This window comes from Nocardioides sp., assembly GCF_041393715.1.
In the GTDB taxonomy this organism is placed as follows: domain Bacteria; phylum Actinomycetota; class Actinomycetes; order Propionibacteriales; family Nocardioidaceae; genus Nocardioides.
The window spans coordinates 80,523-98,580 of sequence record NZ_JAWKJQ010000011.1 but is presented as its reverse complement, the minus strand read 5'-3'; the positions used below and the strand labels follow the sequence as shown (position 1 = coordinate 98,580).

The following is an 18,058-nucleotide window of genomic DNA, read 5'->3' as shown; positions in this document are numbered from 1 at the left end:
TCGTGTCTGCCCCCACTCCCGCCGCCGAGGGCGTGACCAACCCCTCGATCGACGACCTGCTCACCAAGACGGACAGCAAGTACCAGCTGGTCCTCTACAGCGCCAAGCGCGCCCGGCAGATCAACGCCTACTACTCCCAGCTGGGCGAGGGCCTGCTGGAGTACGTCGGCCCGCTCGTGGACACCCACGTCCAGGAGAAGCCCCTGTCGATCTCCCTGCGTGAGATCAACGAGGACCTGCTGACCTACGAGGCCGTCGACCCGGCCGAGCTGGCCGCCGAGGAGGAGGCTCGCGCCGCCGCCGCGGCCGACGCGTCGTCGTTCGGCGCCGGCGACGCCTTCCCCGCCAGCGAGTGACCAGACCTCTCCCGTGACCCGCGTCGTCCTGGGAGTCTCCGGCGGCATCGCGGCCTACAAGGCCTGCGAGCTGCTCCGCCGGCTCACCGAGTCCGGCCACGACGTCACGGTGGTTCCGACCCGCGCGGCCCTGGAGTTCGTCGGCGCCGCCACCTGGTCGGCGCTGTCCGGCAAGCCGGTGACCACCGACGTCTGGGACGACGTCCACGAGGTGCCGCACGTGCGGATCGGCCAGGCGGCCGACCTGGTCGTGGTCGCCCCGGCGACGGCCGACCTGCTGGCTCGGGCCGCCCACGGGCTCGCCGACGACCTGCTCACCAACACCCTGCTCACCGCCCGGTGCCCGGTGGTCTTCGCGCCCGCCATGCACACCGAGATGTGGGAGCACCCCGCCACCCGGGCCAACGTCGCCACCCTGCGTGAGCGCGGCGCCGTGGTGCTCGAGCCGGCCGAGGGCCGGCTCACCGGCGCCGACACCGGCAAGGGGCGCCTTCCCGAGCCGGCCGAGATCTTCGAGGTCTGCACCGACCTGCTCGCGCGCGGCACCGCGACCGCCGACCTGGCCGGTCGGCACGTCGTCGTCTCGGCGGGCGGCACCCGGGAGCCCCTCGACCCCGTGCGCTTCCTCGGCAACCGCTCGTCGGGGCTGCAGGGCTATGCCCTGGCCCGGACCGCGGCCGCCCGGGGCGCCCAGGTCACCCTGGTGGCCGCCAACGTGGCGCTGGCCGACCCGGCAGGCGTCAAGGTGGTGCGGGTCGAGACCACCGCCGAGCTGCGTGACCAGGTGCTGGGCGCGGCGGTCGACGCCGATGCCGTCGTGATGGCCGCAGCGCCGGCCGACTTCCGTCCGACCGGCCGCAGCGACACCAAGATCAAGAAGGCTGCCGACGGCTCCGCGCCCGCCATCGAGCTCGCCCAGAACCCCGACATCCTCGCCGAGCTCAGCCACGACCGGCCGCACGCCGGTCAGGTGGTCGTGGGCTTCGCGGCCGAGACCGGCGACGACACCGGGTCGGTGCTCGACCTCGCCCGGGCCAAGCTGGCCCGCAAGGGCTGCGACCTGCTGGTCGTCAACGACGTCTCCGGGGGCGCCGTCTTCGGGAGCCCCGACAACCAAGCCATGATCCTGTCGGCCGACGCCGACGCGGTCGACGTACCCTTCGGCAGCAAGGCCGCGCTGGCGCATGCGATCTGGGACCAGGTCGCCGCGCGCTGGCCGGGCTGAGACCGCCCGCACGACGCCACCCACTCGCACGCAGCAACCCCACGACGTACAGGAGTCAACGTGACCGGACGCCTCTTCACCTCGGAGTCGGTGACCGAGGGCCACCCGGACAAGATCGCCGACCAGATCAGCGACTCGGTCCTCGACGAGATGATCCGGCAGGACCCGCACAGCCGGGTGGCCGTCGAGACGCTGCTGACGACCGGCCTGGTCGTCGTGGCCGGCGAGGTCGCCACCACCGGCTACGTCGACATCAAGCGGATCGTCCGCGAGCGCATCCTGACGATCGGCTACGACTCGTCGTTCAAGGGCTTCGACGGGCACTCCTGCGGGGTGATGGTCGCGATCGGCGGCCAGTCCGGCGACATCGCCCAGGGTGTCGACTCCGGTCACGAGGCGCGCTCCGGCTCCGTCGACGCGATGGACAAGCAGGGCGCCGGCGACCAGGGCCTGATGTTCGGCTATGCCTGCGACGACACCGACGTGCTGATGCCGCTGCCCATCACGATGGCCCAGCGGCTGTCGGAGCGGCTCTCGACGGTGCGCCGCGACGGCACGCTGCCCTACCTCCGCCCCGACGGCAAGACCCAGGTCACCATCGAGTACGACGCCGACAACCGCCCGGTCCGGGTGGACACGGTCGTGCTGTCCACCCAGCACGCCGAGGACGTCGACCTCGTCGACACCCTCGAGCCCGACATCAAGAAGCACGTCATCGACCCCGTGCTGGCCACCTTCGACCTGCCGTCGGAGGGATACCGGCTGCTGGTGAACCCGACCGGCCGGTTCGTGGTCGGCGGGCCGATGGGCGACGCCGGGCTGACCGGACGCAAGATCATCGTGGACACCTACGGCGGCATGGCCCGCCACGGCGGCGGCGCGTTCTCGGGCAAGGACCCCTCCAAGGTGGACCGGTCGGCGGCCTACGCCATGCGCTGGGTCGCCAAGAACGTCGTCGCCGCCGGCCTGGCACGGCGATGCGAGGCGCAGGTGGCCTATGCGATCGGCAAGGCGCAGCCGGTGGGGGTGTTCATCGAGACCTTCGGCACCGGCGTGATCCCCGACGAGGAGATCCAGCGCGCGGTGCTCCAGGTCTTCGACCTGCGCCCCGCGGCGATCATCGAGGAGCTCGACCTGCTCCGCCCGATCTATGCCAAGACCGCGGCCTACGGCCACTTCGGCCGCGAGCTGCCCGAGTTCACGTGGGAGCGCACCGATCGCGTCGACGCGCTGCGGGCGGCCGCCGGGGTCGCCTGAACCCTCGATCTCCTGCCCCTGGGGACGAGGCGCCCGGTCGGTCGGCCGACCCTGGTAGAAACGCGCCATGACCGGGGTGGACGAGGCACGTGAGCCCGAGGCGCAGGAGTCGCTGCTGCCCGGGCTCAAGGCCGAGGTCCGCTCCACCGTCGCCCGGTCCCGGTCCGCGACCCGCCAGCGTGGCCGGGCGGCCCAGCGGGCCACCGAGGCGGCCGAGATCGACCCGGTGGCCCGAGTGCTGGTCGACCTGCCGCTGGCCCATCTCGACCGGCCCTTCGACTACCTCGTGCCCGCCTCGATGGGGGAGGCGGCGGTGCCCGGGTGCCGGGTCAAGGTGCGCTTCGCGGGTCAGGACGTCGACGGCTTCGTCGTCGAGCGGGTGGCTGAGTCCGACCACCCCGGCCGGCTGGCGCCGCTGCGCCGGGTGGTGAGCCCGGAGCCGGTGCTGACGGCGGAGATCGCCGCCCTGTCCGCGGAGCTGGCCGAGCGCTACGCCGGCACCCGGTCCGACGTGCTCCGGCTGGCGGTCCCGCCCCGGCATGCCACCACCGAGAAGCAGCCGTCGGCGCCCGTCGTGGACGCATCGGTCGACGTCGCGGCGGCGCGCGCCGCGTGGTCGTCGTACGACGCCGGCGGGAGCCTGGTCGGTCACCTCGCGGAGGGCGGCGCCCCGCGGGCGGTGTGGACCGCGGCACCGGGCGAGGACTGGCCGACCCTGGTCGCGCAGGCCGCGGCCGCGACCTTCTCCTCCGGACGCGGGGCCGTGGTCTGCACGCCCGACCACAAGGACGCCGAGCGTGTCTCCGCCGCGCTCACCGCGCTGCTGGGGGAGGGCCAGCACGTGCTGCTGTCCGCCGACAGTGGGCCGGCCGCGCGCTACCGCGCCTTCCTGGCCGTGGTGCGCGGCGCGTGCCGGATCGTGGTCGGCACCCGCTCCGCCGCCTTCGCGCCGGTGCGCGACCTCGGTCTGGTGGTGGTCTGGGACGACGGGGACGACCTGCACGCCGAGCCGCGCGCCCCCTATCCGCACACCCGCGAGGTGCTGCTGCTGCGCGCCCGAGCGGAGCAGGCCGGAGCGCTGCTCGGCGGGTTCGCGGCGAGCGTCGAGGGGGCCTACCTGGTCCGCACCGGCTGGGCACAGCCGGTCGCTGCCGCGCGGGCCGTCGTCCGGCAGCGGGTGACGGTGGCCGTGGCGGGCGCCACCGAGCAGGAGCTGGCGCGCGACCCCTACGCGCGCGGCGCGCGGGTGCCGAGCGCGGCCTATCACGCGATCCGCGACGGACTGGAGACGGGGCCGGTGCTGGTGCAGACGCCGCGAGCGGGCTACGCGCCGTCGCTCGCCTGCGAACGATGCCGGACCCCCGCTCGGTGCGGACACTGCTCGGGACCGCTCCGGCTGACCGGGCCGGCGACCCCGCCCGCGTGCGCCTGGTGCGGCACCGCGGCCGTGGGCTGGGCGTGTCCGGAGTGCGGTCACGCCGGCCTCCGAGCGCCGGTGCTGGGTGCCGACCGCTCCGCCGAGGAGCTCGGCCGGACCTTCCCCCAGACCACGATCGTGCAGTCCAGCGGCGAGCGGGTCCGGGCCACCGTGCCCGGCGGCCGCGACCTCGTGGTCGCCACGCCCGGCGCCGAGCCGGTCGCGGCCGGTGGCTATCCCGCCGTCGTCCTGCTCGACACCTGGCTCAGCCTGGCCCGCGCCGACCTGCGCACCGACGAGGAGGCGCTGCGCCGCTGGATGAACGCTGCCGGGCTGGTCCGACCCGGCGGGCGGGTGGTGGCGGTGGGGGAGCCGTCCCACCCGGCGCTGCAGGCACTGGTCCGCTGGGACCCCCTCGGCTTCGCCGAGCGCGAGATCGCCGAGCGGCAGACTGCCCGGCTGCCGCCGGCGGCGCGGGTCGCGACCGTCAGTGGGCCGGCGTCGGCGGTGGAAGAGGCGCTCGCGTTGCTGACGCTGCCGGACGCCGCCGAGATCCTCGGCCCGGTGCCGCACGCCGGCGCTCGCCGTGGGGGGGCCGTCGACCAGCCCGTCGACTGGCGGGCGGTGGTCCGCGCCCCCCGGGCCGGAGGTGCGGCCCTGTCGCACGCACTGCGGGAGATGCAACAGCTGCGGTCGGCCCGCAAGCTCGACCCGGTGCGCGTGCAGGTCGATCCCGCGACGCTGTGACCCGTCCCTAGACTGGGGCCGCCCGCCCCGCCGTCCCACCAGGAGCCTGTGTGCCCGTCCAGCCCATCCGCTTGTTCGGTGACCCGGTGCTGCGCACCCGGGCGATCGAGGTCGTCGACTTCGACGCCGAGCTGCGCCGTCTGGTCTCCGACCTCACCGACACCATGCTGGAGGCGACGGGGGCGGGCCTGGCCGCGCCGCAGATCGGGGTCGGTCAGCGCGTCTTCACCTGGAACGTCGACGGCGAGGTCGGCCACCTCGTCAACCCGGAGCTCGACCTCTCCGAGGACGTCCAGGACGGCCCCGAGGGCTGCCTGTCGATCCCCGGGATGGTCTTCGACTGCCGGCGTGCGCTGTCGGTGGTGGCGCGGGGCTTCGACATGCACGGTGAGCCGGTGCTCATCGAGGGCTCGGAGAAGCTGGCCCGTGCGATCCAGCACGAGACCGACCATCTCGACGGCATCCTCTTCGTCGATCGCCTCGACGCGGAGGGCCGCAAGGCGGCGATGCGGGCGATCCGGGAGGCCGAGTGGTTCGGCGTGAGCGCCCCGACCGTCAAGGTGTCGCCGCATCGCACCCACGGACTCGGGTTCTAGGCGCCCCGCGGTGCGAGTGGTCTTCGCGGGGACGCCCGAGGTGGCGCTGCCCTCCCTGGAGGCGGTGGCGGGCTCCCGGCACGAGCTGGTCGGGGTCGTCACCAGACCCGACGCCCCGGCCGGTCGTGGGCGGCGACTGACGCCGTCGCCCGTCGCGCAGCGGGCCGTGGAGCTGGGCGTCCCGGTGCTCAGGCCCGACCACCCGCGCGATCCCGCCTTCCAGGACGAGCTGCGGGACCTGGCACCCGACTGCTGCCCGGTCGTCGCCTACGGTGCGCTGGTGCCGCAGCCGGTGCTCGACATCCCTCCGCTCGGCTGGGTCAACCTGCACTTCTCGTGTCTGCCCGCCTGGCGCGGCGCGGCGCCGGTCCAGCACGCGATCTGGGCCGGCGACGAGGTGACCGGAGCGACCACCTTCCGGCTGGTGCGTGAGCTCGACGCGGGGCCGACGTACGGCGTGATGACCGAGCGCATCCGTCCCGACGACACCGCCGGCGACCTGCTGGCCCGGTTGGCCGAGGGCGCGGCAGGTCTGCTGGTCGCCACTCTCGACGGACTCGAGGAGGGGGCGATCGAGGCTCGTGACCAGCCCGAGGACGGGCTGTCCTTCGCGCCCAAGGTCACCGTCGACGACGCCCGGGTCGACTGGCGGCTACCGGCGGTGGCGGTCGACCGCCAGGTGCGCGCATGCACCCCCGCGCCCGGCGCCTGGACCACCCTCGACGGTGAGCGGCTCAAGCTCGGCCCGGTGGTGCCGGTCGCGGAGGCGCCCCGCCTCGCCCCCGGTGTGCTGGTCGCGGGCAAGCGCGACGTCCTGGTCGGCACCGGGACGGTGCCGGTCCGCCTCGGCGCCGTCAAGGCGTTCGGCAAGAAGGAGATGGCGGCGGCCGACTGGGCGCGCGGTGTGCGGCTCGGGTCCGACCCGGTCCTCGGGGCGTGACCGAGGAAGCGGTCGCTCAGCCCGCGTGGGTGGTCAGCCAGGCGCCGACGATGCCGTCGATCGCCTCCTGCTCCGCGTCGGTGAGGGCGCGGAGCACGCACAGCTCGTTGCCCTCCGGGTCCGCGAGCACCACCCAGCTGACGTCGCCCTGACCCACGTCGACCGGGCGCGCCCCCAGCGTGAGCAGCCGCTCGACCTCGGCCGCCTGGTCCTCGGGCCGCAGGTCGAGGTGCAGCCGGTTCTTGCCCGCCTTGTGCTCGGGCACCCGCGCGAACAGCAGGTCCGGCAGCAGGCCGTCGCCGACCGAGCCCTCGGGCGGCTCGAGCACCACCTCGTCGTCGGTGTCGAACGTGCGCCGCCAGCCGAGGACCGCCTCCCAGAAGGTGGCGAGACCGTCGGGGTCGTTCGCGTCGATGTTGATGCACTGGAGTCGCAGGCCCATGCCGGTCACTGTGCCGCCTCGGGGACGGTCTCGCCACGCGATATCGGTGGCCGCCATCGCCAGCGGCTACCGTGCTGCCATGTCCCGGCCCGCCACTCCCGACGACGTCGACGCGATCTGCGCGAGCCTCCCCGAGGCCGAGCTCGGCACGTCGTGGGGTGACGTCCCGACCTGGAAGGTGCCGGCAGGGGAGAAGGGCAAGGGCTTCCTGCTCTATCGCAAGCCGCACCGGAGCGCCGTCGACCCCGACACCGGCGAGCTCTACGACGACCTGCTGGTGATCATGGTCCCCGACGCCGGGGCGAAGGCGGCGCTGGTGGAGGACCCGGCCACCCCGTTCTTCACCATCGACCACTTCCGGGGCTTCAACGCGGTGCTGGTCCAGCAGTCCCGGCTCGGCGAGCTCGACCTCGACGAGCTGCGCGAGGTGATCACCGAGGCCTGGGCCGTGAAGGCGCCGAAGCGGCTGGTGCGCTCCTACTTCGCCACCGACCCTGCCGATGGCTGACCCCCGCGGTCGGCGGTCGCGTCCCGGCGGTCGGCCACCCCGCCGGCGCGCCCCCGACGACCCACCCCGGCGGGCGGCGTACGACGTGCTGCGCGCGGTGCGCGTCGACGATGCCTACACCAACCTGGTGCTGCCGGGCGCGTTGCGGGCGCACGGCCTCTCGGGCCGCGACGCCGCCTTCGCCACCGAGCTCGCCTCGGGAACCCTGCGTCGACGGGGCACCTACGACGCGGTGCTGACGGCCTGCCTCGACCGCCCGCTGGCGAAGGTCGAGGCCAAGGCGCTCGACGTGCTGCGGCTCGGCGCCCACCAGCTGCTGTCCATGCGGGTCCCGGTCCATGCCGCGATCAGCACGTCGGTGGACCTGGCTCGCGACCGCGCGGGCCAGGGCGCGGCGGGGTTCGTCAACGCGGTGCTCCGCCGGGTGGCGGAACGCGATCTCGGCGCCTGGGTGCGGCAGGTCGCTCCGGACCCGGCGACCGACCCCGTCGGGTTCGCCGCCGTGGCGCACAGTCACCCGCGGTGGGTGGTCGAGCGGCTGCGCGAGGCGCTCGGTGACCGGGCCGAGGAGGTCGACGACCTGCTCGCTGCCGACACTGACGCACCGGCCGTGGTGCTGGTGGCCCGTCTGGGGCGGTCGACGCGTGCGGAGCTTCCTGGTGAGCCGACCCGGTGGTCGCCCTTCGGCGCGGTGTCCGGGGGCGGGGACCCGGCGGGGCTGCCGGCCGTGGCCGAGGGCCGGGCCGGGGTGCAGGACGAGGGGTCCCAGCTGGTGGCACTGGCGCTGGCTCGGGCCGAGCTGGCGGACTCGTCCGGCGCAGATGAGCGCTGGCTCGATCTGTGCGCCGGGCCGGGCGGCAAGGCGGCGCTGCTGGCCGGGCTGGCCGGCCAGGCGGGCGCCGTGCTGACCGCTGTCGAGCGCCAGCCGCACCGGGCGGGGCTGGTGCGCCGCGCGCTGACCGGATCGCCGGGCGTGGGCGGCGTGGTGGTGGCGGACGGCCGGCGGCCGCCGTTCGAGGCCGGCTCGTTCGACCGGGTGCTGGTCGACGCGCCCTGCACCGGTCTGGGCGCCCTACGCCGTCGCCCCGAGTCCCGCTGGAGACGTCGGCCGGAGGACCTCGACGTGCTGGTCCCGCTCCAACGTGACCTCCTCGACGCGGCGCTCGACCTGGTGCGACCGGGTGGCGTGGTCGTCTATGCCACCTGCTCCCCGGTGCTCGCCGAGACCCGCGACATCGTCGGTCGGGTCCTGCTGCGCCGCGACGACGTGCTGCTCGAGGATGCTCGCCCCCTGCTCGGGGTGCCCGACGCCGACGGCCCGTTGGCGGGCACCGTGCAGCTGTGGCCGCACCGGCATCGCACGGACGCGATGTTCGTGGCGCTGCTGCGCCGGGCCTGAAGGACGGGCCCTCAGGGCCCCTCGGGGTCGCCGTCGACCTCCGGCGCGAGGTGGCGGAGGTAGGCCTCGGGGGAGTCCAGGAACCGTCGCCAGTGCCAGACCAGCTCGAGGTCCGGCCACGACGCCTCGCGCCATCCCCAGTCGCCGACCTCCAGGATCCGGGCTCCGGGCAGCGAGGCGAGCACGGGGGAGTGGGTCGCGCAGAGCACCTGACCGCCCTGGGCCACGACCCGCTGCAGCACCGCGATCAGCGCCAGGGTGGAGGAGAACGACAGCGCGGCCTCCGGCTCGTCGAGGCAGTAGAAGCCCCCCGAGTCGAACCTGGTCTCCAGCACCGCCAGGAAGGACTCGCCGTGGCTCAGCTCGTGGAAGTCGGGGTCGCGGGGGCCCGCGTGCTCCTCGAGGTAGGTGTACCACCCGTGCATCGTCTCGGCGCGGAGGAAGAACCCCCACCGGCTGTTGCCGACGCCGCGGGTCAGCTGCAGGCAGCCGGCCAACGGCGACTCGGTGGGCCGGGTGCTGTGCTGCCCGAACGGGCTGCCGCCCTCCGGCGACAGGCCGAAGGCGACCGCCACTGCCTCGACCAGCGTCGACTTGCCCGAGCCGTTCTCGCCGACCAGGAAGGTCACCCCCGGGGTGAGGTCGAGCCCGTGCTCCATCAGCTGGACCACGGCCGGGATCGTCATCGGCCACTCGCCGCGCGGGAGCCGCGCCTCGGGGTGCCTGGCCACGCGGCGTACGGGTGGCTGGTCGAAGTCCACGGCGTGAGGGTACGCCGCGGCGCCGACGCTCCGGCTAGCGTGGGTCCATGCCCAGCGCGCCCCCGTCGGTCGAGGTCGACGTCGACGACAAGGTGGTGCGGGTGACCAACCCCGACCGGGTCTACTTCCCGCAGAGCGGTGCGACCAAGCTCGACCTGGTGGAGTACTACCTCACGGTCGGCGACGGCATCGTCAACGCGCTCTACGAGCGACCGTGCATGCTGCATCGGTTCCCCAAGGGGCTGGCCGGCGACAAGGTGCACCAGAAGCGGCTGCCGGCGGGGGCACCACCCTGGGTCGAGACGGTCCGGCTGTTCTTCCCGCGGTGGGGGCGGACCGCCGACGAGCTGTGCGTGACCGAGCTGGCCTCGGTCATCTGGGCGGTCCAGATGTCGACGGTGGAGTTCCACCCCTGGAACAGCCGACGCGCCGACACCGAGAAGCCGGACGAGTGGCGGATCGACCTCGACCCGGGGCCCCGGTGCGACTACGCCGCGGTGCAGCGAGTGGCGGTAGTGGTGCGGGAGGTCCTCGACGACCTGGGCGCCGTCGGCTTCCCGAAGACCTCCGGAAGCAAGGGACTGCATGTCTACGTGCGGGTCGCCCCCGACCACGGCTTCGCCGACGTGCGTCGGGCGGCGTACGCGTTCGCCCGCGAGGTCGAGCGCCGCGCTCCCGACGACGTGACCACCGAGTGGTGGAAGAAGAACCGCGACCCGCACCACGTGTTCGTCGACTACAACCAGAACACGCGTGACCACACCATCGCCGCGGCCTACTCCGTGCGGGGGCTGCCCGATGCCAGGGTCTCGACGCCGATCAGGTGGGAGGAGGTGGAGGACGCCGACCCGCGGGACTTCACCATCTTCACGGTCCCCGAGCGCTACGCGCGCCTCGGTGACCTGCACGCCAGCATCGACGACCATGTCTTCGACCTGGCCCCGCTGCTGGAGTGGGCGGACCGGGACGAGGCTGCCGGCGAGGCGCCTCAGAGCGGCGAGCGAGGCGAGTCCGGGGAGGTCACCCCCGACCTCCCCCGCACGGGCGAGGGGCCGCGCCTTGAGCGGCCCTAGACTCGCGGGCGTGGGCATCCAGATCACGCCGAGCATCCTCAACGCCGACTTCGCGCGCCTCGGGGACGAGGTGGCACGCATCCCCAGCGCCGACTGGGTGCACGTCGACATCATGGACAACCACTTCGTGCCCAACCTGACCTTCGGACCGACCATGGTCGAGGCGCTTGCCAGGGTGACCGAGCAGCCGCTCGACGCGCACCTGATGATCGAGAACCCCGACCGCGAGGCGCCGGCCTATGTCGAGGCCGGGTGCCGGTCGGTGACGTTCCACGTGGAGGCCAGCGGCGCGCCCGTCCGTCTCGCCCGGGAGATCCGCTCGCTGGGTGCTCGCGCGAGCATGGCGCTCAAGCCGGCCACGCCCATCGAGCCGTACGCCGACATGCTCGGGGAGCTCGACATGGTGCTGCTGATGACCGTGGAGCCGGGCTTCGGGGGCCAGAAGTTCCTCGACCTCGTGCTGCCCAAGATCCGGCGGACCCGGGAGCTGATCGAGCGGCACGGCGGCGACATCTGGCTGCAGGTCGACGGCGGCGTGTCCGCGGACACCATCGAGCGCTGTTCCGAGGCGGGAGCCGACGTGTTCGTCGCCGGGTCGGCGGTCTACACCGCGGACGACCCCGACGCCATGGTCGCGAGGCTCCGCGACCTCGCCGAGGGTGCCGCGTCCGTCTGACCCCGCCCCCGTCCCCGCGAGATGCGGGAAAGGGCGGCACGAGATGCGGGAAATGGCCCTGCCAGATGCGGGAAGTGGCCCTGCCAGATGCGAGAAGTGGCCCTGCCAGATGCAGGAAATGGCCCTGCCAGGTGCAGGAAATGGCGGCACGACGTTGATCGACGCGCGGCCCCGGTCCTGCGGCCCCCGATTTAACGGTCGCATCACCATTTCGTTGCAAGGCCGCATGGCCATTTCCGGCATGTCGGCCAGCCGTTTCCGGCATGTCGCGTGACCATCTCGCGCACGTCGCGCGACCGCTGGGGAGGTCGAGCTGCCGTGTGGCAGACTGGGAGCCAACGAGTTCTGACAACTCGCGTGCTCTGGGGGCGGTGGAAGTCCGCACCGGCGGTGAAAGTCCGCGACCCGGCCGCAGCCAGCGGTCGGTTGACCAGGTGGAACTCCTGGACCGACGGTCAAAGTCCGGATGGGAAGAGCAACGCGGCCGAACCGACGCCTGAGCAGGCAGTGGGCCGGCCGCCGCCCCGGGGACCGCGACCGGACACCAGGGGCCTTCGATGGACGTCACCGCCGCCGAGCGCGAGGCGATGCGCCGCGCCCTCGACCTGGCGGCCAGCCCGGAGGTGCCCCTCGGGCCCAACCCGCGGGTGGGCTGCGTGCTGCTGGCCCCGGACGGTACGACCCTCGCGGAGGGCCACCACCGGGGCGCCGGCACGCCGCATGCGGAGGCCGATGCCCTCGCCCGCGCCGGAGCAGCCGCCCGGGGAGCGACCGCGGTGGTCACCCTGGAGCCGTGCAACCACGAGGGACGCACGCCGGCCTGTGCGCGGGCCCTCGTCGAGGCCGGAGTCCGCCGGGTGGTCTTCGCCCAGTCCGACGCCAACCCGGTGGCCACCGGCGGTGCGGACACCCTGCGCGCGGCCGGCGTCGAGGTGCTCGGCGGTGTGCTCGCCGACGAGGCGCAGGCGATCAACCGGGTGTGGACCTTCGCGATGGAGCACCAGCGACCCTTCGTCACCTGGAAGTTCGCCACCACCCTCGACGGGCGGAGCGCCGCCGCCGACGGCACCAGCCGTTGGGTGTCCTCGAGGGCGGCCCGTCTCGACACGCATCGACTGCGCGGCCTCTGCGACGTGATGCTCGTCGGCAGCAACACCGTCGCCGTCGACGACCCCGAGCTCACCGTCCGGGATGGCGACGACGTGCCGCTGCCCCGTCAGCCGCTCCGGGCGGTGATGGGACTGCGCGAGCTCGACCCGGGCCGACGGGTGTTCAACGATCGTGCGGAGACGCTGGTACTGCGCACCCGCGACCCGCGGGTCGCCCTGGAGATGCTGTTCGTCCACGACCGGCAGCACGTGTTCCTCGAAGGCGGGCCGACGGTGGCGGCGGCGTTCTGGGAGGCCGGCCTGGTCGACGAGGTGGTCGTCTATGTCGCCCCGATGCTGCTCGGCGCAGGCCGGAGCGCCGTCGGTGACCTGGGCATCCAGACCATCGCCGACGCCCACCACCTCCAGGTCGCCGACGTCACGGTGCTGCCCGGGGAGCACGGCGACGACACCAACGTGCGGCTCACGCTGCTCCCGCGGGCCACCATGCCGCGGCCGAGGGACCCGAGCGAAGGAGCCTGATGTTCACCGGACTCGTCGAGGAGCTGGGCACCGTCGTTGCCCTCGAACGGCAGGTGGATGCCTGCCGGCTGACCATCGCCGCCGCCACGGTGCTGGACGACGTCCACCTCGGTGACTCGATCGCGGTCAACGGCTGCTGCCTGACCGTCGCCGAGACCAGCGCCGGCGGCACCGAGGGCGCCGCGCCTCGGTGGACCGCCGACGTGATGGCCGAGACCCTCGACAAGACAGCCCTGGGCGCCCTGGTGCCGGGCGATCGGGTCAACCTCGAGCGCGCCGTGCGCGCCGACCAGCGCCTCGGTGGTCACCTGGTCCAGGGGCACGTCGACGGCGTCGGCACGGTGCTCTCCCGCACGCCCAGCGAGCACTGGGAGGTCGTCGAGGTGAGCCTGCCACCGGAGCTGGCCCGCTACCTCGTCGACAAGGGCTCCATCACGGTCGACGGCACCAGCCTGACGGTGGTGCGGGCCGGCGACGACTCCTTCACCGTCTCCCTGATCCCGGAGACCCTGGCCCGCACCACCCTCGGCTTCCGGCAGCCCGGTGACCGGGTCAACCTCGAGGTCGACGTGCTCGCCAAGTACGTCGACCGGCTGCTGGCCCACCGCGCTCTCCCCACCGGCACTCTCCCCACCGACACCCTCCCCACCCCCACGAAGGACACGCCATGACGATCAGGCTCGACGCGATCGAGGACGCCATCGCCGACATCGCCGCCGGCAAGGCGGTGATCGTCGTCGACGACGAGGACCGGGAGAACGAGGGCGACATCATCTTCGCGGCCGCCAAGGCGACGCCGGAGCTGATGGCGTTCACGATCCGCTACTCCAGCGGCGTGATCTGCGTCCCGATGCCGGCCACCATGCTCGACCGGCTGGAGATCCCGCTGATGACGCCGCACAACAAGGACCGGCTCCGGACGGCGTACACCATCTCGGTCGACGCCCGCGACGGCGTCACCACCGGGATCTCCGCGGCCGACCGGGCGCACACCGTGAAGGTGCTCGCCGACTCCGCCACCGAGCCGTGGGAGATCACCCGGCCCGGGCACGTGTTCCCGCTCCGCTACCGGGAGGGCGGGGTGCTGGTGCGCCGGGGACACACCGAGGCGGCCGTCGACCTGGCGCGGATGGCCGGGCTGACCCCGGCCGGCGTGCTCGTCGAGGCGGTCAACGACGACGGCACCATGAAGCGGGGCCAGCAGCTGCGCGACTTCGCCGACGAGCACGGGCTGACGATGATCTCGATCGACGACCTGGTGCGCTACCGCCGTCGCACCGAGCTGCATGCGGTGCGGGTCGCCGAGACCCGGCTGCCGACCGACCACGGTGACTTCCGGGCCTTCGGCTACCGCGTGAGCATCGACGGCAGCGAGCATCTGGCGCTGGTCCACGGCGACCTGCAGGCGGCGGCCGAGCGCGGGGAGCCGGTGCTCACCCGGGTCCACTCCGAGTGCCTCACCGGCGACGTGTTCGGCAGCCATCGCTGCGACTGCGGACCGCAGCTGCAGGAGGCGATGGCCAAGATCGTGGCCGAGGGCTGTGGCGTGGTGGTCTATCTCCGCGGTCACGAGGGGCGCGGGATCGGCCTGGTGCCCAAGCTGCAGGCCTACGCGCTGCAGGACGCCGGTCGGGACACCGTCGACGCCAACCTCGACCTCGGCCTGCCGGCCGACGCGCGGCACTACGGCACGGCGACCCAGATCCTGCGCGACCTCGGCATCCAGAGCGTCCGGCTGCTCACCAACAACCCCGACAAGACCTCCAGCCTGGAGGACTACGGCGTGCCGGTGAAGGAGCGGGTGCCGCTGACGCCGCACCCCAACGACCACAACCTCGCCTACCTGCGCACCAAGCGGGACCGGATGGGCCACGATCTGCCCGATCTGCCGGACGTGACGGGAGCGGGGCGATGAGCGGCGCCGGAGCCCCCGACCAGCGGCCCGTCGACTGTCACGACCTGCGGGTGGCGATCGTCGCCGCGAGCTGGCACGAGCAGGTGATGAACGGCCTGGTGGACGGCGCCCAGCGGGCGATGCGCGACTACCAGGTCGAGGCTCCCGTGGTGGTCCGCGTCCCGGGCGCGTTCGAGCTGCCGGTGGTGGCCGCGGCCCTCGCGGGCCAGGGGTACGACGCCGTGGTGGCGCTGGGGGTGGTCATCCGGGGTGGCACCCCGCACTTCGACTACGTCTGCCGGGCCGCCACCGACGGTCTGACCCGGGTGGCGCTCGACCACGCGACCGCCGTCGGCTTCGGCCTGCTCACCTGCGACGACGACGAGCAGGCGCTCGACCGGGCGGGGCTCGTGCACTCGCGCGAGGACAAGGGCTATGAGGCCGCCTCGGCGGCGCTGGTCACCGCGCAGACACTGCGCAAGGTCCGGTCCCGGACCGCCTAGTCTTGTCCCCCGTGAAGACGTTCGAGGAGCTGTGGACCGAGCTCAGTGAGAAGGCGCGCACCCGTCCCGAGGGGTCCGGCACGGTGCGCGAGCTCGACGCCGGCGTCCATGCGATCGGCAAGAAGCTCGTCGAGGAGGCCGCCGAGTCCTGGATGGCCGCCGAGCACGAGACCCCCGACCGGGCCGCCGAGGAGCTCAGCCAGCTGCTCTACCACGCACAGGTGATGATGCTCGCCGCCGGCCTCACCCTCGACGACGTCTACGCCCACCTCTGAGGACCACTGATGAGCCTTCCCGCCACGCCCGGCCTGCTCCGGGTCGCCGTACCCAACAAGGGGTCGCTGTCCCAGGCGGCGACCGACATGCTGGTCGAGTCCGGCTACCGCCAGCGCCAGGACAGCAAGACGCTGACCCTCACCGACACCGACAACGGGGTGGAGTTCTTCTACCTCCGGCCTCGTGACATCGCGCTGTACGTCGGCGAGGGGACCCTCGACGTCGGCATCACCGGCCGCGACCTGCTGCTCGACTCCGGCGCCAAGGCCGAGGAGGTCCTCGAGCTGGGCTTCGGCCGGTCGCGGTTCAGGTTCGCCGGCCCGACCGGGCAGTACGCCGACCTCGGCCAGGTCGTCGGCAAGCGCGTCGCGACCTCCTACGACGGGATCGTGCGGGCCTTCCTGCAGGAGCGGGGGATCGAGGCCACCGTGACCCGCCTCGACGGCGCCGTCGAGACCTCGATCCAGCTCGGTGTGGCCGACGTAATCGCCGACGTCGTCGAGACCGGCACCACGCTGCGTGCCGCGGGCCTGGACACCTTCGGCGAGGTCGTCCTGGACTCCGAGGCGGTGCTCGTCACCCGCGCCGGGGTGGCGTCCCCGCCGGGCTTCGAGGTCTTCAAGCGGCGTCTCGAGGGCGTGCTGGTGGCGCGCACCTACGTGCTGATGGACTACGACATGCCCGCCGACCGGGTGGCCGACGCGGTCGCGCTCACGCCCGGCTTCGAGAGCCCCACGGTCTCGCCGTTGCATCGGGAGGGCTGGGTGGCGGTGCGGGCGATGGTGCCCCGGGCGCGCGCCCAGAAGGTGATGGACGACCTCTACGACATCGGTGCTCGCGCGATCCTGGTGACCGACATCCATGCCTGCCGGATCTGAGACGTCCCCGTCCGGACGCGACTCCGCCGGCGGGCCGCTGCCACACACCTGGCGCCCCCTGGGCGTCCGGCTGGCGGGCTGGATCTTCGGGGTGTCGCTGCTCGTGGTCGTGGTGGTCGCCTGGCTGGCGGTGCCGGCCAGCGTCCGTGATGCCACGTCATTCCTGCAGCGGGTCACCCTGCTGGGCTTCCTGGTGCTCGGACTGGCGATCATGCACGCGCTGATGCGCTGCCGGGTGACCGCCCACGACGACGGCCTCACCGTCATCAACGGCTACCGCCGCCACGAGTTCGCCTGGGCCCAGGTGCTCGGCGTCTCGCTGCCGGCCGGCGCGCCGTGGGCGACGCTGGACCTGGCCGACGGCACCACGGTCTCCGCGATGGGCATCCAGGGCTCCGACGGGCAGCGGGCCCGCGACGCGGTCCGCGAGCTGCGGTCCCTGATCGACGCCGGTTGAGCGTCGCCGGAGCGCAACGGACCTCACTCCAGCGCGCGCAGCCCCCATGCCACCGAGAGGGTGTCGCCGTCGTCGCCGGCCGGAGCGAGCACGTGCAGGTCGTCACCACTGTTGAAGGCGTCGGCGGGAGCGGTCATCGGCTCCACCGCGATCGCCCGCCGGGCCGTCGCGGTGCCGTCGTCCTGGCTGAACACCTGCAGCCAGGAGACGTGGTGGTCGCCCCACAGGGCCACCCCGTGACCCGTGGCGGGGTCACGCAGCGACACCGTCACACCGCCCGCCGGGTCCTTGGTCAGGTCGGTGAAGCCATGGTCGAACACGGTGTCGCGGATCGGCCGAGGCATCCGGAAGTCGTAGTCCGTGCCGTCGACCGGCTCCCGACCCATCGGGAGCTGGCGGTCGTCCACCAGGAGCCGGGTGGCCGCCGGGAGGGTCAGCTCGAGTCCGTCGATGCCGGCGTCCCCGACCAGCAGGTAGGGGTGCGCCCCGACGGCGTAGGGCGCTCGCTGCGGTGACAGGTTGGTGGCCGACAGGGTGACGGTGAGGCCGTCGGCCGACACGTCGTAGACGGCGTGCAGGTCGAGCGTCCACGGGTAGCCGTACTGGGCCATCAGCCGGTGCGTGAGCACCACGGAGTGGTCGGTGTGCTCCTCGAGGTTCCACGGCGACCAGCGGACCAGGCCGTGGGAGGCGTTGCGGCGCGCCGGCTCGGTCAGCGGGAGCTGCTGGTCCACCCCGTCGAAGGTGTAGGCGCCGTCGCGGATCCGGTTGGGCCAGGGGATCAGCAGCTGGCCGCGACACCCGCGCGGGATCTCGGCCTCGGCGAACCCGTCGACGAGGGGGCGGCCGGCGTACTCCAGGCTGCGCAGCACGGCCCCGCCCTCGGTGACGACGGCTCGGTAGCCGCCGCCCTCGAGGAGGTACTGCTCACCCGTCGCCGCGACCATGGGCACACCCTGCCAGACGCCCGGTGGCTTGAGGAGGCCGCTGCCCGGCCGTCTCGAAATGCTGCTCCGAGGCCG

The 18,058-nt window shown here is 73.5% G+C and carries 20 protein-coding genes and 1 riboswitch; of the genes, 17 read left to right on the top strand and 3 right to left on the bottom strand.

The features are described from left to right. Window positions 1–2 precede the first annotated feature (2 nt). The 6 genes from rpoZ to fmt all read left to right on the top strand — a co-directional run bounded on the left by rpoZ (window position 3) and on the right by fmt (window position 6,538). A complete protein-coding gene (gene rpoZ, locus R2740_RS16315; protein ID WP_371303751.1) occupies window positions 3–356 on the top strand; it encodes a DNA-directed RNA polymerase subunit omega in 354 nt (117 codons plus the stop codon). A 13-nt stretch (window positions 357–369) separates the two neighbouring features. Next, complete coding sequence (coaBC, locus tag R2740_RS16310) at window positions 370–1,581, top strand: bifunctional phosphopantothenoylcysteine decarboxylase/phosphopantothenate--cysteine ligase CoaBC (RefSeq protein ID WP_371303750.1); 1,212 nt, start codon at window positions 370–372, stop codon at window positions 1,579–1,581. A 60-nt stretch (window positions 1,582–1,641) separates the two neighbouring features. Further along, window positions 1,642–2,838 (top strand): methionine adenosyltransferase, encoded by a 1,197-nt coding sequence (metK, locus tag R2740_RS16305; protein ID WP_371303749.1) that lies wholly within the window; start codon window positions 1,642–1,644, stop codon window positions 2,836–2,838. 67 nt (window positions 2,839–2,905) lie between these two features. Beyond that, the gene (locus R2740_RS16300) at window positions 2,906–5,002 is read left to right on the top strand and encodes a primosomal protein N' (protein WP_371303748.1); all 2,097 of its coding nucleotides are present in this window, start codon (window positions 2,906–2,908) and stop codon (window positions 5,000–5,002) included. Window positions 5,003–5,052: 50 nt separating this feature from the next. Further along, the gene (gene def, locus R2740_RS16295; RefSeq protein ID WP_371303747.1) at window positions 5,053–5,598 is read left to right on the top strand and encodes a peptide deformylase; all 546 of its coding nucleotides are present in this window, start codon (window positions 5,053–5,055) and stop codon (window positions 5,596–5,598) included. A gap of 10 nt (window positions 5,599–5,608) precedes the next feature. Continuing rightward, window positions 5,609–6,538 carry a methionyl-tRNA formyltransferase gene (fmt, locus tag R2740_RS16290; protein WP_371303746.1) on the top strand — a complete coding sequence of 310 codons (930 nt, stop codon included), beginning with the start codon at window positions 5,609–5,611 and terminating at the stop codon, window positions 6,536–6,538. Window positions 6,539–6,554: 16 nt separating this feature from the next. Here fmt and R2740_RS16285 read toward each other — a convergent pair whose 3' ends face one another. Beyond that, window positions 6,555–6,980, bottom strand: coding sequence for a VOC family protein (locus tag R2740_RS16285; RefSeq protein ID WP_371303745.1), 426 nt, complete (start codon window positions 6,978–6,980; stop codon window positions 6,555–6,557). Between the two features lie 79 nt (window positions 6,981–7,059). On the opposite strand from R2740_RS16285, the gene R2740_RS16280 reads away from it, so the two are divergent. After that, window positions 7,060–7,488, top strand: coding sequence for an MmcQ/YjbR family DNA-binding protein (locus tag R2740_RS16280; RefSeq protein ID WP_371303744.1), 429 nt, complete (start codon window positions 7,060–7,062; stop codon window positions 7,486–7,488). Continuing rightward, window positions 7,481–8,887 carry an RsmB/NOP family class I SAM-dependent RNA methyltransferase gene (locus R2740_RS16275; protein WP_371303743.1) on the top strand — a complete coding sequence of 469 codons (1,407 nt, stop codon included), beginning with the start codon at window positions 7,481–7,483 and terminating at the stop codon, window positions 8,885–8,887. Before R2740_RS16280 ends, R2740_RS16275 begins: the two co-directional genes overlap by 8 nt. 11 nt (window positions 8,888–8,898) lie before the next feature. On the opposite strand, the gene R2740_RS16270 is transcribed toward R2740_RS16275, so the two are convergent. Beyond that, entirely contained in the window at window positions 8,899–9,648 is a 750-nt protein-coding gene (locus tag R2740_RS16270) for an AAA family ATPase (protein WP_371303742.1), read from the bottom strand. A 47-nt stretch (window positions 9,649–9,695) separates the two neighbouring features. Here R2740_RS16270 and ligD point away from each other — a divergent pair, with 47 nt between their 5' ends. The 9 genes from ligD to R2740_RS16225 all read left to right on the top strand — a co-directional run bounded on the left by ligD (window position 9,696) and on the right by R2740_RS16225 (window position 17,036). After that, window positions 9,696–10,721, top strand: coding sequence for a non-homologous end-joining DNA ligase (ligD, locus tag R2740_RS16265; protein ID WP_371303741.1), 1,026 nt, complete (start codon window positions 9,696–9,698; stop codon window positions 10,719–10,721). A gap of 10 nt (window positions 10,722–10,731) precedes the next feature. Beyond that, a complete protein-coding gene (gene rpe / locus R2740_RS16260; protein ID WP_371303740.1) occupies window positions 10,732–11,397 on the top strand; it encodes a ribulose-phosphate 3-epimerase in 666 nt (221 codons plus the stop codon). Between the two features lie 355 nt (window positions 11,398–11,752). After that, a riboswitch (FMN riboswitch) is annotated at window positions 11,753–11,878 on the top strand. Between the two features lie 76 nt (window positions 11,879–11,954). Further along, on the top strand, window positions 11,955–13,028 hold the full coding sequence (gene ribD, locus R2740_RS16255; protein WP_371303739.1) for a bifunctional diaminohydroxyphosphoribosylaminopyrimidine deaminase/5-amino-6-(5-phosphoribosylamino)uracil reductase RibD: 1,074 nt from the start codon (window positions 11,955–11,957) through the stop codon (window positions 13,026–13,028). Next, a complete protein-coding gene (locus tag R2740_RS16250) occupies window positions 13,028–13,699 on the top strand; it encodes a riboflavin synthase (RefSeq protein WP_371303738.1) in 672 nt (223 codons plus the stop codon). Before ribD ends, R2740_RS16250 begins: the two co-directional genes overlap by 1 nt. Continuing rightward, window positions 13,696–14,943, top strand: coding sequence for a bifunctional 3,4-dihydroxy-2-butanone-4-phosphate synthase/GTP cyclohydrolase II (locus R2740_RS16245; RefSeq protein ID WP_371303737.1), 1,248 nt, complete (start codon window positions 13,696–13,698; stop codon window positions 14,941–14,943). The genes R2740_RS16250 and R2740_RS16245 overlap by 4 nt, the downstream gene beginning before the upstream one ends. Then, window positions 14,940–15,425, top strand: coding sequence for a 6,7-dimethyl-8-ribityllumazine synthase (gene ribH / locus R2740_RS16240; protein WP_371303736.1), 486 nt, complete (start codon window positions 14,940–14,942; stop codon window positions 15,423–15,425). The genes R2740_RS16245 and ribH overlap by 4 nt, the downstream gene beginning before the upstream one ends. 11 nt (window positions 15,426–15,436) lie before the next feature. After that, complete coding sequence (locus R2740_RS16235) at window positions 15,437–15,700, top strand: phosphoribosyl-ATP diphosphatase (RefSeq protein ID WP_371303735.1); 264 nt, start codon at window positions 15,437–15,439, stop codon at window positions 15,698–15,700. Window positions 15,701–15,709: 9 nt separating this feature from the next. After that, window positions 15,710–16,579, top strand: coding sequence for an ATP phosphoribosyltransferase (hisG, locus tag R2740_RS16230; protein ID WP_371303734.1), 870 nt, complete (start codon window positions 15,710–15,712; stop codon window positions 16,577–16,579). Continuing rightward, the gene (locus R2740_RS16225) at window positions 16,563–17,036 is read left to right on the top strand and encodes a PH domain-containing protein (protein WP_371303733.1); all 474 of its coding nucleotides are present in this window, start codon (window positions 16,563–16,565) and stop codon (window positions 17,034–17,036) included. Before hisG ends, R2740_RS16225 begins: the two co-directional genes overlap by 17 nt. 23 nt (window positions 17,037–17,059) lie before the next feature. On the opposite strand, the gene R2740_RS16220 is transcribed toward R2740_RS16225, so the two are convergent. Continuing rightward, window positions 17,060–17,983 carry an aldose 1-epimerase family protein gene (locus R2740_RS16220; RefSeq protein WP_371303732.1) on the bottom strand — a complete coding sequence of 308 codons (924 nt, stop codon included), beginning with the start codon at window positions 17,981–17,983 and terminating at the stop codon, window positions 17,060–17,062. Window positions 17,984–18,058: the final 75 nt, after the last annotated feature.